A 14,760-nucleotide genomic window follows, 5' to 3' on the forward strand; every position below is an offset into this window, starting at 1 on the left:
TGATCAACCACCGCGGGTGGAGTCATACAGCTGCTGAAGCATGTCATTGGTGACGGTCATGACCCGGGAGTTGGCCTGATAGCCCCGCTGGATCACGATCATGTCTGCCAGCTCCTGGGTCAGGTCGACATTCGACATTTCCAGGCTGCCTCCGGTGAGCTTTCCGAACACACCCTCTCCTGCTCCACCCACCTGTCGCGCCTGGTTCGGCGCCCCTTCGTAAAGGCGACCATCAACCGCTTGAAGTGCCGTCTCGTCAGGGAAAGCAGCCAGCGCGATACGTTGCCCCTGCTTGGTCTCCTGGTCGCTGTACTTGAGCTGCAGAACACCATTCTGGTCGAAGGACATCGACGCGATGCCCACCACCGCGTGGCCATCCTTCGGGGATGCCACGAGATTGGAAGCCACGCCGGAGTAACTGGTTGAGCCGCTCAAGGTACCTGGCGCGCCGAAATTCAGAGTTACGTTCTGGGTTGCGCTGCCGATAGGCAGACTCAATGCAATCGTGTTGTACCCGGATTGAATCGAGCCGTCCGTTCCAAATCGAATCTCGCCCGAGCCGACCGCTTGGCCGTTATTATCTTGGACGGATACCAACCAACTTCCAGATGTCGTCGACTGATTGTTGGTCAGCGTCGCCGTATAAGTATGGCTGTTGCCCTGAGCGTCGTAGACGGTGAAGGACGGCAACGAAAAAGTCGAATCCTGATTAGACAGATTACCCGTCACATTGACGGTAGTCGTCGCTGCTGCCGGCAGGGTCCGAAGATTGGTGATGCTCACGTCGGCCAGGTTTCCCGAACTATCCACCGCCTGCACGTGGTAGTGATTGATGGTGTCGACCAGATACCCATCCCCATCGAACACGAACTGCCCTGCACGGCTGTAATAGGTTTTCCCGCTGCTCGGGTCGCGCAGAATGAAAAGGCCCTCTCCGTCGATCGCCAGATCGGTGTTGTTCCCTGTCTGCTCGATCTGCCCTTCGGCAGTGCGTATTCCGGTGCCCTGTTGACGGGAACCATAGTCCCCCATGACGTTTTCCATGAACGAATCACTGCCCCGGAAGCCAGGCGTATTCATGTTCGCCAGATTGTTACTGATGGTGTTGAGGCTCTTGGAAAAGGAGAGCAACCCGGACAGAGCGTTGAAAAGCGACTGAGGCATGAGTGATCTCCCTTAGGGTGTGATCTGCTGAATTTGCGACATACGGATGCCGGTGACCGTTTGCGACGACGACGTGGCCACCGACAACGATGCACCGTTGGCATCGAACTGAATGGCAGACACCTTTCCCGTAGACACGGTGGCGCCGTCGGCACCAACAAATTGAACCGTGTGATTGAGCAATCCAAGCGATTGCGCACCCGAGTTCAGCGAGAGCAGATTGTCGATTCCGGTGACTGTCTGCTGTTGTTGCTGGATGCCGACGAATTGCGCCAGCTCGGTGAGGAACTGGCCATTGTCCATGGGCTGCATGGGGTCCTGGAACTGGAGCTCGCTCACGAACAGCTTGATGAAGTCCTGCTCGTTGATATTGGAGTTTTGCGGTAACGAGGCGTCCTGGGTCTGGAGCACACTGCCGATGGCATCTACGGACATATCAAACCTCTCCTTGCGTTGCGTTGTGCCGCCAGATCTCCACACCGTTCATAACGATGCGCTGGATATCGCGCCCTTGTTCCCGCGCGTAGCTCCTGAATGACTCGATGGCCTCGGACGAGGTGGCGATCGGTGCCCGGTAGTCGCGAATCCATAGAGTGGTCTCTCCACCACTCGACGTAGTCACCTTTGCGAGTCGCTGCAGCCACAACTGCGACTCGGCGGCGACCGAACCCATCAAGGGCGCACCCCAGTCGTGTTCCAGCGGATCGTCGCCTGCCGATGCGCGCGCCGCAGCCATGGTTTCGGCCGGTTCGAGCCCGAATGCCGGATCCATCGGGGAAGCGCCAGTCCGGGAGGGCAGCGCCGACTCAGACGACTGCCTCGGCTGAAGAATCCTTCCACTGACCTCGGATTGCCCGGACGCCAGTACAGCTGTCGATTCCTGGACCGACGAGATGATGGAGAGAAACGGATTGGCGACCGCGTGTTGCTCATACAAGCGCACCAGCAAAGCGGGCGCCTCTTTCCCGTTGGCAGTCAATTCCGCGCTCAATGAATGGCCGAGGTCGCCGCCGACGAAATCTTCATGCTGCACGGTTGTCGCGATTGCTCCCGCGATCACCTCAGGATTCGGCTGCAGATTCGGCATCGTCACTGCGGGCTGCCCAAGGCTGGGTGTCACTCCCAAGGAAGAAGGCTTTTCCTGCTGACCTTTTTCGTTGGTCAGGACAGCCATGAAGTCGACGGACTGGATGTCGTCGCGATTCCTGGTGCGAACGTTGCCAGCGCCAACTAAAGCGAGCCTGGGCTGCTCCGCGTGTTCGTTGATCGGGTGCATCAATTCCTCCCCTTGAAGCTCTGCCAGGCTTCGATGGCCTGCTCAAGCTGGCGCGCGTCATGCTCTTTGCTTTCCAGCATCCTCGCTGCCGCTTCGGTCTCCGCGAATCGGTCGCGTAGGTAGGACTTCAATTGCGCCTCGTGCTTCTCCCCAAGGAGCGCAACATCCAACTCAGATTTTCTTTGCTTCTCGCCGTCAAGCGCCTTGTCCGCGTGAGCAGCCAGGTCCTGAATCCACCCAAGCCGGCCAAGATCGATACTCGGCATGCTGGTGCTCTGTTCCATGGCAACCCATGTTTCGCGAAGCTGCGATTCGGCCCGTTCGGTCTGCTCTGTCTGTCGCTGAGCATCCTTGGTAGCGACGGCGAGTTTCTGGCGTTGGACGACATCTCGCACTTGGGCCACGCGCGACATCACAGCCAGGCTGCCAATTTTGGACGTCCGTTTCATGTCTCAGCTTCCCGCTCGGAGTTGAGCGCAGTAGCAAACACGTCCATGGCACCCTGCCGCGTAGACGTCTCTTCGGGCGACTGAGCCAGACCCGCTTCCAGCCGAGGCTGACAATCGACCGCAGCGTCCAGCGCCGTATCGTGCCCACGCTGATAGGCGCCCATGCTGATCAGATCGCGTGAGCGCTCGTAGATGGCGAGACTCGCACGGACGCCGCGGGCGAGAGCCAGCTCATCCCGGGAGGCAAGCTGAGGCATCAGTCGGCTGATACTGCGCAGTACATCCACCGCGGGCAGCTGGCCGCGGTCCGCCAATTCGCGGTTGAGAACGATGTGGCCATCCAGGATGGCGCGCATATGGTCCGCGATCGGCTCGTTCATATCGTCGCCTTCGACAAGCACGGTGTAGACCGCCGTGATGGACCCACCATCACGCCACTTGCCGCAACGCTCGACGATGCGCGGAAGCCAGCCGAACACCGAGGGTGGATATCCGCGCGCAGCGGGAGGCTCGCCTGCCGCCGTGCCGATTTCGCGCTGCGCCATGGCAAATCGGGTAATCGAATCCACCACCAGCAGGACATCCTTGCCCTGTTCTCGGAAATATTCGGCAATGGCATGGGCCGCATGAACCGACTGCGCACGCAGCAGCGCTGGTTGGTCCGCTGTTGCCGCGACGACTACCGCCCGCTTCCTACCCTCCTCTCCCAAGGCATGGCGGATGAAGTCGCCGACCTCGCGCCCACGCTCGCCGACCAGCGCCACCACGACAACGTCTACCTTGGCGTCCGACGTCAGCATGCCCAACAGGGTGCTTTTCCCGACGCCGGATCCGGCAAAGATGCCGACGCGCTGCCCCTTACCGATGGTCAGGAGGGCATCTATCGAACGCACACCGGTCTCAAGCACGTCGCGCACGGGCTCGCGCTCGAGCGGTGCCGTGCCATCGGAGTAAAGCGATCGGCGCTCTTCCCAGGGGATCGCCCCTTGGTCATCGATGGGGTTCCCCAACGCATCGATGACCCGCCCCAAAAGGCCCGGCCCCATCGCAAGATCGCTGCTCCGGTCCAGGGCACGCACCGGCATGCCGCACATCACGCCGTGAGGGGTGCCGTAGGGCATCAGGATGATGCGGTCTTCACGCAAACCGACAACAGATGCATGCAGGACACCGTCCGCCGTTTCAACGCTGCACAGCTCGCCTAAGCTGCAGTGCGGGCCTCGTGCTTCGATTGCCAGTCCATTGCACGACAGGACCTGGCCGGACCGGCTGATCAAGGGCACGCTTCGGGCAATCTGCAGCGCGGTGGGCATTAACTCACTCCCCCGGCAGATTCGGGCAAAAGGGCTCCGCGCAGTCGGACCAGCTGGTGCATCGGCCCTGCGTCGATATCACCAAGCGCGCTGTGCAGGCGTAGCTCACCGCGCGACAGGGACTCGTCTACAATGACTTCAATGACGCCGGGGATCTCGGAAAGGCCTTCGGCGTCTTCCGGATGAACCCGGACCCGAACTGACGCCAGATTGAGGTCTGCGAGTGTCTTTCGACAGGCGGCAGACACCGCAATGCGATCCGCATGCCTGGCACCAAGAATGCGCTCCAGCACCGTCAGGGCGATTTCCGAGGCAAGGCGTTCAACCTGCGTAAGCGCATTCCGATACCCCTCCTCGAACATTGGCGCCAGCTGTTGAACTCGGTCGCGCCATGCGCCGACTTCTGCCTCGACCTCAGCCCGGGATGCCTCGAGTTCCGCAAGCTCTGCCTTGGTTCGCCGCTCGACCTCGCTCCGGGCATCGCATTCCCCGGCCTCGTAGCCCTCCTGATATCCCTGGCGATAGCCATCGACCGCCGTGCTGGACACTTCCGTGTCAGCCGGGCGTGACGCATCAAGGATCGCCCGGGGTTGTGCACCCAACCGTACCGACGCGGCAGAGAGCTTTTTCATGCCGCTCACGGATGTGCCCCGGCGATAGCGTTTTGCCCTCGCCGCCGCACCGCCGCGGCGAGGCTTCTGGCCAAAGCCGGGGGAATCTTCCTCTGCGCGGTCGCCTGCGATATGTCGGCCGACATCACACCTTCGTGGCCAAGGTGCGAGTCGTACATAGCCCGATGATCGGGAGCACATGCTTCGATGACCAGCGAAGCCCAGTCCGCAGGCAACCCTTCCAGGCCGGCCATCAGGACATCCGGTGATGGCGGCTCAGCAGAAGGCGGTGCATCGATCGGCAAAAGCACCTGCGCCATCAGCAGGTGATCGGCATGAGCGACACGGCGGAGTTCCGACAGCGTACGTTCGATGGCACGCCATGCCCCATCCCCCAATTGCTTGCGGATCCATCGACGATCCGATCGGTGCATGCCCGCTATCATCACTGCTGCGCGACGAAGTCCGGCCTTGTTCACGACAGCTGCTCCGGCGCTTCGACCCAGGCACGGATGCGGGCCAACACTTCCTCCCGTTCGGGTGCGGACAGTCGCTTGGCTTCACGGCGGCGTCCCAACACGACCTGTAGCAACAGCATCGAAAGCGCACCGGCAATCGCCGCGCCGACAAGCCAGCTGAGGAACGATGGCGAAAGCGCCCCATGCGTGTGGCTCTGAGGCACTGGCGCCGAAGCTTTCGCTACCGGTTCGAGAGCAGCCTTCGGCTGCGTGACGAGAACGGCGGGTACACTTTGTGCCATGGCGATCTCAACCTTGTCGCCACGTGATGCCTGCAAACCAATGCCCGCAGATACCACGTCGGCAAGCATCGGAAGAGTCGTCTTGTCCACTGCCGACGGCACCACAATGCCGACAGAAACGCGTTCGATTCGCCCAGGCGCCTGCTCGACTTCCTCGCGTTCGCTACCGTGTGCATATTCGACTTCGCGACTGGAGCTTCCGCCTCCGCCGGAGGTCCCTGGCGCGCTTGCTCCGGAGCCGTGACTGGAGCTGGTTTTCTCCTGCACCAGCAAGCCCTGTCCATTCTTGCCCTGGGCGAGGATCCGATTGCCCAGGCGCTTCACCTTGTCGTAGTTGAGCTGGACGGCCACCGACACGGTGAAATCTGTCCGATGCAGGGCTCTGGCCAGCAGCTCTGACGCCTGTTTTTGCATGGCCGCTTCGAGCTTCCCGGCCTGCGCCATGCGCCCGTCCATCTGCGGCGCGTCACCACTGTCACCGGTTGATGACAAGGTATCGCCACGTGCGTCGAGCACGGCGACACGCGAAGCATCCAACCCTTCCACCGCCGAAGCCAGCAGACGCTGTATCCCTGCTACCTGCCTGGCATCGAGCGTCTTGCCTTCACGGAGCGCGACAGTCACCGAGGCCTTGGAAGGCTGCGTATCCTGGTCGAAAAGACTGGCATGCTGAATAGTCAGATGGACCCGCGCTGACCGTATCTCGATCATCGACTCGATGGTCCGCTCGAGCTCACCCTGCAAGGCACGCTGGTAATTGATGTGCTGGGCGAATTCGGTAACGCCATAGTCGGAGTCCTTGAATGCTTCGAATCCCACGCTGCCGGTGCGCGGCACGCCGTCGGAGGCGAGCTTCATCCGTGTCTGGTAGACCTGCTCGCGCGGCACGAGGATGGTCTTGTCGCCGTCCTCGAATCGATAGGGAACACCCCACTGGGATAGCGAGGCACCGATTTCCGCAGAGGCTTCCGGTTGGAGGTCAGTGGCCAATGGTGCGTAGGCCGGATGCATGGCCCACCAGGCACCAAACCCAGCCAGTGCAATGATTACCAGCACGCCAAGGGCGAACATCCATCGCGACCGCTGTGTCATGTTTTCAAAGAAGGAAGTCACGGGGTCGATCGCCTCAAAGCTGCATCTGGGTCAGTTGCTGATAAGCCTCGACGACGCGATTGCGTACCTCGACGGCAAACTGGAGATCAATTCGCGCCTGTTCCATCGCGATCATCACGTCGTGCACCGGCATATCCTTGCCCGCAGCCATGGCGCGCAGATCGCCGTCGCCCGCATTGAGCTCGGCGTTCAGCTTGCCGAGCCCGCCATCGACGAGGCGGGAGAAATCGCTCGCCCCGGCCGCTTCCGGACGGGACATTTCCTGGACACCGGGCGCCCAGGAGATTGCAGCAATCGACTCGATCATCCCTGACTCCTTCCGATCTCGAGTGCTGAAAACAGCATGCTGTGCAGCGCATTGAAGGCGCGAAGATTGGCCTCATAGCCGCGGCTCGCGGTCACCAGCGTGCTCATTTCCTCGACCAGATCGATCTTGGGGTAGTGCACCATGCCTTGGGCGTCCGCCATGGGATTTCCCGGGTCCCGCACAAGTCGTTGTGCGGAGACACCGCCAACCGCACTGGAAAAGCCGGAGCCGGAACCGCCCGGCGCATTGGGGTCCAGCGGCGTGTTCGATGTAGCGATATTGCGCGCGGCCTGCTCGACGCGTGCACGCTCGAAGTCCAGACCACTACGCGTAACGGAGAACAGAGATTCGATGCTCATAGAATCACTTCCCGCTGATCGCTAGCTGCATGAGGCCGAAGCGGCGACTCATGCCTTCACTCAGGGCGCGGTACACCCCACCCTGGATGCTGGCCTGCGCCACCAGGTCGTCCAAGGAGAGGGCCGCGCCGCTGGATGCCGAAGTGCTGACTTCCGCGGCGAGCTGATGGCTGGAGAGTCCCGCGAAGGCAGACAGCTGTGTCGCTCCATCGACCGCCGAATCGAGTGCACCCAGCGCCTGGGAGAAATCCGCCCGCTGCACCATGCCGTCGGTATCTGCATGGGAGATGTTGAAGCTCGCCATCTGCAACTTCAGCTGGGCGATGTCCAGCCCCATGCGAACGGCTTCCGTAGTGATGTCCATACCTGTGCTCCTTACTGGATGACGAGCTCGCCGCGCAGTGCGCCGGCGGCCTTGATCGATTGCAGGATGCCGATCACGTCCTGGGTCGAGAGGTGGATGGCACGGAGCGCCCCGACGAGGTCGGTGACCGTCGTGCCGTCGGGCATCGATACCGATCGCGCAGGGGCTTCATTGACCGCGATGCGGCTTTCCGGGACTACGGCCGTCCCGATCGATGCACCGGGGCGGCTGTAGATGCCATCGGGCTGCGACACCAGGTAGTGGGTCTGCACGTCGACACGCAGATCGCCCTGGGTGATGGAAACCGCGCCGATCCTCACATCGCCACCGGCAACCACACTCCCTGTCCGCTCGTTGACGACGACTCGAGCAACCTGATCGGGCGTAACGTCCACACTCTCGATCTGAGCGATGGCGCGTACGACGTTAGCCACAGGCTGGCCGAAGCGGATGGATACCTTGCCGGCATCCTGTGCGACGGCGCTGGCTCCGGGGACGCGCGCGCTGATGGCCTCCGCGACGCGTTCGGCCGTGGTGAAGTCCGGTTGGTAAAGCACGACATCCAGCGAACGCTGGTCGCCGGCCAGACCCAGTGGCGCGGCCTGTTCCACGGTGGCACCGCTGGGTACCCGCCCCACGGTGGTCTGGTTTTTCTCGCTGCGACTTCCGAACGACTCGACCCGATAGCCGCCGACGGCTACCGGTCCCTGCGCCAGTGCATAGAGCTTGCCGTCCGGCCCTTCCAGCGGGGTCAACAGCAACATACCGCCACTGAGGCTGCGGGCATCGCCCAACGACGACACTTCAACATCCAGTTTCTGTCCGGATTCGGCGAAGGGCGGGAGGGTCGATGTCACCATGACCGCCGCCACATTGCGTGTGGAAAGATCGTCCGCGCTCACATTGACGCCGTAGTGACTCAGGGTGTTGGCCACGGACTGCACGGTCACCTTGTTCTTTGACGAGTCACCGGATCCCGACAGACCGATGACCAGCCCATAGCCGGTCAGTGCGTTGTCGCGCACGCCTTGGATACGGGCTATGTCTTTGAGCCGGACGGACGCATCGGCGCGGACCATGCCAGGTAGCGCCAGGGCAAGAACCAGGAACAGCAATGCACGCATCACAGCAACCTCAACCAGTGGAGAACGCGATAGGTGATGCTGTGCCGCTGGGCACTGGAGACATCGCCTTGCCCGTTGAACTCGATGTTCGCGTCGCTGATGCGATTCGACGGAATGACATTGGCCGGAAGAATGTCCTCTTCGCGCACCAGGCCGCTGAGTGCGATGTGCTGCTGCTCGCCGTTGATGGTGACCGTCTGCTCACCCTGTACCCGAAGCAGACCGCCCGGCTCGAGGCCGATCACCCGCACCGCCAGCTGGGCCTTCAGCGCGCCGCTGCGCGACGTTTCTCCCTGTCCCTGGTCCGAACCAGACAACCCCAGCCCGTAGGGATAGTTGCCCCGAGGGGTACGCGCCTGGGCATTGGCCTGGAAATCGTGCGAGCCATCCGTGTTCGCGCTCACGCTGGCCTGAGCGGTCTCCAGCACCAGGACGGTGAGCATGTCCCCCAGGCGATGAGCACGGCGATCGGCGGTCAGCGCGCGATAGCTGTCCGGCTGGATCATGGATCCTGACGCGGACGACTGCGCCTGTGCTATGGGCAGCCCCCCCATCACGGCGAACGTGATGAGCAGAGCCCACCCCAAAATCCTGTTAGCGCCCGACATGCACCACTCCCTTTGCCATTACCTCGGCCGTCACCGGGGCGTCGGCCCCGCGCGCAAGGACCTGCACTGCCTGCCCCGCGTTACCTGCAGTCAAAGCGGTGCCGCGGGTTTGCAGGCGCACCGCGCCGGAATCGACCACGACGGTCACGCTCTGCTGGCGGTCGACATCCGGGATCACCTCGAAATCCCCCTGTACCAGCGGGGTCCCGGCCTGGACACGGTGACTGAGCCGCTCCCCGGCGAGCCGATCGAGGGACTGCACCGGAGCATCCTCCGACGAGGCGAGATCGATCGATCCAGGACGGGTGTTGATCCGCGTGAAGGGCGTGCCCGCCGCGGCATCGTTCGCGTAGACCCAAGCGCTGTGCTCGGCGTGGACAGCAAACCAGACCACGGCAGTACGTACGGTCCGCCCATTGATCTGCAACTGCACGGGTACGGCGACGCGCGCCCGCGGCCAGCGTCCCGTCGGCTGCCCGGCGCGCATACGCACAGCGCCTGCCGGGACCGTTGCATCCCGCGGCTTGCCGACAACGCTGAGCGTGAGCTGGGTCTTTGCCGGAAGCGGCAGCGCGCGCAGAGCTGCTTCTGCAACACCTGCCAGACGCGTGCCGGAGATGTCTTGGGTCGCAGCTGTCCGCTGAGGTCCAGCGAATGCCGCGACCGGGATCACCGCCAACAGGAAGAAGTTCTTCCGAACCATTTCAACGGCGCAGGTTGTTGATGGTGTCGAGGATTTCGTCCGCTGCCTGGAGCACGCGTGCGTTCAACTGATAGGCGCGCTGCGCCAGCACCAGCGATGTCATCGACTGCACCATGTCCACGTTGGACTGCTCGATCATGCCCTGCTGCAGGCTGCCGAAGCCGGAGTCCTGCGGACGCCCCAGCGTGGCGTCGCCCGACGCCTCCGTCGCCATGTAGGCATTGCTTCCGACCGACTGCAGTCCATCCGGGGATGCGAACGTTGCCAGCTGGATCTGCCCGATTTCAGTGGGCTGCGTGTCACTGCCCAACACGGCGCTGACCTTGCCGTCGGAGGCGATGGTCAAGTCCTTCGCATCCGGCGGAACCTGGATGCCGTCGGCCAGGCGGTTGCCTTGGGCCGTGGTGAGGTAACCCTCGCTATCCACATGGAGCTGCCCGGCACGGGTATACAGGTGATTGCCGGCCGCATCGAGCACCTCCAGGAAACCCTGGCCTTGAATAGCCAGGTCCAGCGGATTGCCACTCTGCACCAGCGCACCCTCGCTGAATACGGCGTGGGAGCCGAGTACCTCCACCCCTTCTCCAGGGCCTTGAGCGCCGGCACCCTGTGCGACCTGGGCGGGCGTCAGCATGGCCACGTTTGCGAAGTTGACGTTCGATCGCTTGTAGCCGGGCGTCTGCATGTTCGCCAGGTTGTTCGACAGCGTGTCGATCTGGGTCTGCGAGCCCTGCAAGCCGGAGGCTGCAATGTAGAGTGCATCGATCATATCGAGTCCTTTCAGCTGTTCTCGCCAAGGTGGTTGATCCCGGCCTGCATGACCTCGTCGTAGGCCTGCATGGCGTGCTGCAGCGATTGCGCATGCCGGGTGAGCGTCATCAGGTGGACCATCTCGCTAGCGGGGTCGACGTTCGACTGTTCGAGCTCACCCACGTGCAGGGTCCCGTTCCAGTCCGCGGTGTCGCCGGCATAGGCATACAGGCCGTCGCCGGCGGCCTGCAGCAGCTCTGGCTGGGTGATATCCACGATGCGGAGATGGTCGATCACCTTGCCTCCGTCACGCACGCTGCCGTCAGCACCGACGCTGGCATCTGCACCGTGCACGTGAATAGGACCGCCCTGGCCAAGCACCGGGTGACCCTGCGGGTCCACCAGTTGCCCGGATGCGTCGACACCCAGCTGCCCCGCTCGCATGAGCAAGGTGTTGCCGCCAACTTGCACCGTCAGGAATGCCTGGCCCTGCAGCGCCACATCCAGGGAGCGTCCGGTAGCTTCCAGGGGGCCGTCGGCCATAGACATGCTGACCGGTGCGGCATCCGCCAAACGAGCGGAAAAGTCGGGTAGCAGCTGACGTGCGCGGTAACCTGGCGTGCGAAGGTTCGCGACGTTCTGGCTGGTTACATTCAGTGCGTCGACATCGTGACCGAGTGCTCGGGTAATGCTTGCGATGGTGGCATCCATGCGTACGTCTCAGGCTGCGGCTTGGGAAAGTGCGACGGTGCCGAAGGCGCGCACCACCGCATGGGTGGGCACTTCGTTGACTCCGAGCACGGCGATGTGGGGAAGACTGCGCTGAAGCAGTTGGCGGACCGGGCGGCGCACACTCCCCGGGCACAGCAGCACCGGCAGCAGATTGCGTCCCATCATGGCCTCGGCCTGTCGCGCGAGATTGCCGAGCAGCGCCTCGAGCTGCCCCGCGTCGCTAAGCAGCAACGAGGCACCCTCGCGCTGCCGAACGGCGCTGACAATGGAGCGCTCCAACTCCGGAGCGAGTGTCATCACATGAAGCTCGCCCTGCGCATTGCCGAGCTTCTGGCAGATGCTTGGTCCCAGCCGCTCGCGCACGCGCTCGGTCAGCTCCTCGGCTTGCTTGAGGGTTTTGCCGGCATCGACCAGCACTTCAAGGATGCTGTCCAGGTGCCGAATACTGACCTGTTCGCGCAGCAGCAACTGCAGCACCTTCTGAACGTCGGTGTAGGACATCACGCCCGGCACCAGCTCATCGACCAGCGAGGCCTGCTGCTCGCGCAAGCGCTGCACCAAACGTTCGGTCTCCGCACGACTGAGCAGATCCGCCGCATGACGCTTGAACAGCTCGCTCAAGTGGGTGACCAGTACCGTGTCCGGCTCCACCAGGGTGTAGCCCGCGCCGCGCGCCATTTGCCGTCGATCAGGATGGATCCAGAGCGCGGGCAGGCCATATGCGGGATCTCGCGTCTCGACGCCTTCCAGGCGTGCGCGCTTGCCACCGGAGTTGATGGCCAGCACGGAATCGAGTTCCAGCTCCCCCTGCCCCACGCGTGCGCCATGCAGATGGATTTCGTAGCCGAACTCCCCGACGGGCCGGTCGTTGCGCAGCTGGACCGGTGGAAGCACGAACCCAAAATCCAGGGCGAACTGCTTGCGCAGCAGCGCGATCCGCTCACCCAGATCGATACCCTTTTCGCGCAGGCCCGATGCCAACCCGTGGCCCAGCCGCAGCTCGATTGCGTCCACTTGCAACAGCCGGTAGAGATCCTCCTCGGCCTTCTTGGGCGCATTCTCTTCGGCAACAGGAGTGGTCGCTTGTTCTTCTTCCGGGGTGGCGCGGGACGCCATCCAGGCGACGCCGACGACCAAGGCCAGCACCACAGCCACCGGCCAGGCCGGCAGCCCCGGCAACACAAGCAGGCCGCCAAGTGCCAGCGCGACGATGCCCAACGTCTTGGCGTTGGAGAGCACCTGCCTCCCGATCTCGGTGCCAAGCTGGGCGTCGGTAGCGGCGCGCGTGATGATGATGCCGGTGGCGACGGCGACGACCAGCGAAGGGATCTGGGTGACGATGCCGTCACCCACGGTGAGCAAGGTGTAGCGCTGGGCCGCGTCACCCCACCCCATACCCTGCTGCACCATGCCGACGGTCAGTCCGCCGACGATATCGATCAGGATGATGATGATGCCGGCGATGGCGTCGCCCTTGACGAACTTGGTCGCGCCGTCCATCGCGCCGTAGAAGTTTGCTTCCTTCTCGATCTGGGCACGTCGACGTCGCGCCTCATGCTCATCGATCAACCCCATGTTCATGTCGGCGTCGATGCTCATCTGCTTGCCGGGCATGCTGTCCAGGGTGAAACGGGCGGCCACCTCCGCGACGCGCTGCGCGCCGTTGGTCACCACCACGTATTGCACGACTACCAAGATCAGGAACACCACCAGGCCGATGACGTAGTTGCCGCCGACCACGTAGGCCCCCACCGCGTGGATAACCTGTCCTGCTGCGCCGTGGCCAAGGATCAGGCGAGTCGCCGAAATGTTCAGCGCCAGCCGGAACAGCGTGGTGATGAGCAGCAGCGACGGAAAAGTCGAGAAGCTCAGCGGCGTATCGGTGAAGAAGGTGATGAGCAACACCAGCAAGGCCGTGCTGAAATTCAGCACCAGCAGGAAATCGAGCAACGCGGCAGGAATGGGCGTGAAAAGGATCACCAGAATCCCGATCATCCCGAGGACCAGCGCCATGTCGCGCTTGCCAGTCAGCATCTGACGGAACAACGAGCTCATGAGCGTATCCGGTTGCCGGGACGGGACATCAGCCAGCGGTACACTGGCGCCAGTTGGGTAAACAGCGTGTCGGGTACCGGGTGGTCGATCGGGCACTCACGGAGCAATGCCCGCGCGAGTTCAGGCGAACGGAGCATCGGCACACCGTGGCGGACGGCGAGCTTTCGAATGCGCTCGGCCACGCGATCGGTGCCTTTGGCCAGCACAATGGGGGCGCGCATGGTCCGTGGCCGATAACGCAGTGCCACTGCGACATGGGTCGGGTTAGTCATCACCACGTCCGCCTCCGGTACGCGTCCGATCGAACGGGAGCGCTTCAGCAGCTCGGAGAGCATGCGGCGACGCTTGGCGCGGATATCCGGATCACCTTCGCGCTGCTTGTGTTCGTCCTTGATGTCGCGACGGCTCATGCGCAGCTTGCGCAGGTATTCGCGGCGCGTGAAGACCAAGTCGAGCAGCGCCAGCAAACCGAGGATCACCAGCATCCAGGTCGCGACGCGGCCCAATACCGATCCCAGCCATTCCGGCAGACGATGCGGCGAGCCCGAGGCGACCGCCCCTACCATCGGCGTGATCCCGCGAAGTGCGCACCAGGCCAGCACGCCGATCGCGCCCATCTTCAACGCCAGCTTGGCCATGTCCCAGAGCGTGCGTAGCCCGAACAGACGCTTGAACGCCTGCGCCGGGTTCATGCGGGTGAAGTCGGGTTTGAGCGGATGGCTGCTGAAGACGAATCCGGTCTGGATGAGATTGGCCACGACCGCCACAACGACCGTCGCCAGCACCACCGGTATCAGCGCCTGGCCCACCGGCGCGAAGGTCGTCCCCAACCAACGGGCCAGAGAGGTACCTGCCAGGGGGGCATCTCCTGACAGGAGCAGACATCGCGTGACCGCATCGGCCGCGCTACGAACCAGACGCGGTGCGGTTACCGCCATCGCGATGCAGAAGGCAAGCAACACCAGTACCCCGCCCAGTTCGGCGCTGCGCGGCACCTGCCCCTTCTTGCGCGCCTCCTCCAGACGAAACGGCGTCGGCTGCTCGGTCTTGTTCTCTTCGCCCTGGGACATGG

The 14,760-nt window shown here is 63.1% G+C and carries 18 protein-coding genes; all 18 read right to left on the reverse strand.

Features of this window, described 5'->3' with window-relative positions; translation table 11 throughout:
* Positions 1–3: 3 nt before the first annotated feature.
* Positions 4–1,164, reverse strand: a complete 1,161-nt coding sequence (gene flgF / locus C693_RS0112545; protein WP_017462628.1) for a flagellar basal-body rod protein FlgF — start codon at positions 1,162–1,164, stop codon at positions 4–6.
* A 12-nt stretch (positions 1,165–1,176) separates the two neighbouring features.
* The gene (locus tag C693_RS0112550) at positions 1,177–1,599 is read right to left on the reverse strand and encodes a flagellar hook capping FlgD N-terminal domain-containing protein (protein ID WP_017462629.1); all 423 of its coding nucleotides are present in this window, start codon (positions 1,597–1,599) and stop codon (positions 1,177–1,179) included.
* 1 nt (position 1,600) lies between these two features.
* On the reverse strand, positions 1,601–2,440 hold the full coding sequence (locus tag C693_RS0112555) for a hypothetical protein (protein WP_017462630.1): 840 nt from the start codon (positions 2,438–2,440) through the stop codon (positions 1,601–1,603).
* On the reverse strand, positions 2,440–2,889 hold the full coding sequence (locus C693_RS0112560) for a hypothetical protein (protein WP_017462631.1): 450 nt from the start codon (positions 2,887–2,889) through the stop codon (positions 2,440–2,442). Before C693_RS0112560 ends, C693_RS0112555 begins: the two co-directional genes overlap by 1 nt.
* Positions 2,886–4,202, reverse strand: a complete 1,317-nt coding sequence (locus tag C693_RS0112565) for a FliI/YscN family ATPase (protein ID WP_017462632.1) — start codon at positions 4,200–4,202, stop codon at positions 2,886–2,888. The genes C693_RS0112560 and C693_RS0112565 overlap by 4 nt, the downstream gene beginning before the upstream one ends.
* A complete protein-coding gene (locus C693_RS0112570; RefSeq protein WP_157798624.1) occupies positions 4,202–4,834 on the reverse strand; it encodes a FliH/SctL family protein in 633 nt (210 codons plus the stop codon). Before C693_RS0112570 ends, C693_RS0112565 begins: the two co-directional genes overlap by 1 nt.
* Before the next feature lie 5 nt (positions 4,835–4,839).
* Positions 4,840–5,292 carry a hypothetical protein gene (locus tag C693_RS23760; RefSeq protein WP_157798625.1) on the reverse strand — a complete coding sequence of 151 codons (453 nt, stop codon included), beginning with the start codon at positions 5,290–5,292 and terminating at the stop codon, positions 4,840–4,842.
* Complete coding sequence (fliF, locus tag C693_RS0112580) at positions 5,289–6,686, reverse strand: flagellar basal-body MS-ring/collar protein FliF (protein WP_157798626.1); 1,398 nt, start codon at positions 6,684–6,686, stop codon at positions 5,289–5,291. Before fliF ends, C693_RS23760 begins: the two co-directional genes overlap by 4 nt.
* Positions 6,687–6,699: 13 nt before the next feature.
* Positions 6,700–6,993, reverse strand: a complete 294-nt coding sequence (fliE, locus tag C693_RS0112585) for a flagellar hook-basal body complex protein FliE (RefSeq protein ID WP_017462636.1) — start codon at positions 6,991–6,993, stop codon at positions 6,700–6,702.
* Positions 6,990–7,352 (reverse strand): flagellar basal body rod protein FlgC, encoded by a 363-nt coding sequence (locus C693_RS0112590; RefSeq protein WP_026107391.1) that lies wholly within the window; start codon positions 7,350–7,352, stop codon positions 6,990–6,992. The genes fliE and C693_RS0112590 overlap by 4 nt, the downstream gene beginning before the upstream one ends.
* Positions 7,353–7,356: 4 nt before the next feature.
* Positions 7,357–7,716 (reverse strand): hypothetical protein, encoded by a 360-nt coding sequence (locus C693_RS0112595; protein WP_017462638.1) that lies wholly within the window; start codon positions 7,714–7,716, stop codon positions 7,357–7,359.
* 11 nt (positions 7,717–7,727) lie between these two features.
* Positions 7,728–8,840 (reverse strand): flagellar basal body P-ring protein FlgI, encoded by a 1,113-nt coding sequence (locus C693_RS0112600; RefSeq protein ID WP_017462639.1) that lies wholly within the window; start codon positions 8,838–8,840, stop codon positions 7,728–7,730.
* Positions 8,840–9,346 carry a flagellar basal body L-ring protein FlgH gene (locus C693_RS0112605; protein ID WP_017462640.1) on the reverse strand — a complete coding sequence of 169 codons (507 nt, stop codon included), beginning with the start codon at positions 9,344–9,346 and terminating at the stop codon, positions 8,840–8,842. The genes C693_RS0112600 and C693_RS0112605 overlap by 1 nt, the downstream gene beginning before the upstream one ends.
* Positions 9,347–9,434: 88 nt before the next feature.
* Positions 9,435–10,151: a flagellar basal body P-ring formation chaperone FlgA gene (flgA, locus tag C693_RS0112610; RefSeq protein ID WP_017462641.1), complete on the reverse strand. Its 717-nt coding sequence runs from the start codon at positions 10,149–10,151 to the stop codon at positions 9,435–9,437.
* 1 nt (position 10,152) lies between these two features.
* Positions 10,153–10,920 (reverse strand): flagellar basal-body rod protein FlgG, encoded by a 768-nt coding sequence (flgG, locus tag C693_RS0112615; protein ID WP_017462642.1) that lies wholly within the window; start codon positions 10,918–10,920, stop codon positions 10,153–10,155.
* Positions 10,921–10,931: 11 nt separating this feature from the next.
* Complete coding sequence (locus C693_RS0112620) at positions 10,932–11,612, reverse strand: flagellar hook-basal body protein (protein ID WP_026107393.1); 681 nt, start codon at positions 11,610–11,612, stop codon at positions 10,932–10,934.
* Positions 11,613–11,621: 9 nt separating this feature from the next.
* Positions 11,622–13,688, reverse strand: coding sequence for a flagellar biosynthesis protein FlhA (flhA, locus tag C693_RS0112625; RefSeq protein WP_017462644.1), 2,067 nt, complete (start codon positions 13,686–13,688; stop codon positions 11,622–11,624).
* The gene (locus C693_RS0112630; RefSeq protein ID WP_017462645.1) at positions 13,685–14,758 is read right to left on the reverse strand and encodes an EscU/YscU/HrcU family type III secretion system export apparatus switch protein; all 1,074 of its coding nucleotides are present in this window, start codon (positions 14,756–14,758) and stop codon (positions 13,685–13,687) included. The genes flhA and C693_RS0112630 overlap by 4 nt, the downstream gene beginning before the upstream one ends.
* Positions 14,759–14,760 lie beyond the last annotated feature (2 nt).

The sequence above is a fragment of the Dyella ginsengisoli LA-4 genome (genome assembly GCF_000334915.1).
Taxonomy (GTDB): Bacteria; Pseudomonadota; Gammaproteobacteria; order Xanthomonadales; family Rhodanobacteraceae; genus Dyella_A; species Dyella_A ginsengisoli_A.

Excerpts from the sequence above, each read along its gene's own strand:
- C693_RS0112550 (WP_017462629.1), bottom strand. The coding sequence starts at position 1,599 with ATGTCCGTAGATGCCATCGGCAGTGTGCTCCAGACCCAGGACGCCTCG.
- C693_RS0112600 (WP_017462639.1), bottom strand. The coding sequence starts at position 8,840 with ATGCGTGCATTGCTGTTCCTGGTTCTTGCCCTGGCGCTACCTGGCATG.
- C693_RS0112555 (WP_017462630.1), bottom strand. The coding sequence starts at position 2,440 with ATGCACCCGATCAACGAACACGCGGAGCAGCCCAGGCTCGCTTTAGTT.
- C693_RS0112595 (WP_017462638.1), bottom strand. The coding sequence starts at position 7,716 with ATGGACATCACTACGGAAGCCGTTCGCATGGGGCTGGACATCGCCCAG.
- flgF (WP_017462628.1), bottom strand. The coding sequence starts at position 1,164 with ATGCCTCAGTCGCTTTTCAACGCTCTGTCCGGGTTGCTCTCCTTTTCC.
- fliE (WP_017462636.1), bottom strand. The coding sequence starts at position 6,993 with ATGATCGAGTCGATTGCTGCAATCTCCTGGGCGCCCGGTGTCCAGGAA.
- flgA (WP_017462641.1), bottom strand. The coding sequence starts at position 10,151 with ATGGTTCGGAAGAACTTCTTCCTGTTGGCGGTGATCCCGGTCGCGGCA.
- C693_RS0112605 (WP_017462640.1), bottom strand. The coding sequence starts at position 9,346 with ATGATCCAGCCGGACAGCTATCGCGCGCTGACCGCCGATCGCCGTGCT.
- C693_RS0112590 (WP_026107391.1), bottom strand. The coding sequence starts at position 7,352 with ATGAGCATCGAATCTCTGTTCTCCGTTACGCGTAGTGGTCTGGACTTC.
- C693_RS0112570 (WP_157798624.1), bottom strand. The coding sequence starts at position 4,834 with ATGAAAAAGCTCTCTGCCGCGTCGGTACGGTTGGGTGCACAACCCCGG.
- C693_RS0112565 (WP_017462632.1), bottom strand. The coding sequence starts at position 4,202 with ATGCCCACCGCGCTGCAGATTGCCCGAAGCGTGCCCTTGATCAGCCGG.
- flgG (WP_017462642.1), bottom strand. The coding sequence starts at position 10,920 with ATGATCGATGCACTCTACATTGCAGCCTCCGGCTTGCAGGGCTCGCAG.
- C693_RS0112620 (WP_026107393.1), bottom strand. The coding sequence starts at position 11,612 with ATGGATGCCACCATCGCAAGCATTACCCGAGCACTCGGTCACGATGTC.
- flhA (WP_017462644.1), bottom strand. The coding sequence starts at position 13,688 with ATGAGCTCGTTGTTCCGTCAGATGCTGACTGGCAAGCGCGACATGGCG.
- C693_RS0112560 (WP_017462631.1), bottom strand. The coding sequence starts at position 2,889 with ATGAAACGGACGTCCAAAATTGGCAGCCTGGCTGTGATGTCGCGCGTG.
- C693_RS0112630 (WP_017462645.1), bottom strand. The coding sequence starts at position 14,758 with ATGTCCCAGGGCGAAGAGAACAAGACCGAGCAGCCGACGCCGTTTCGT.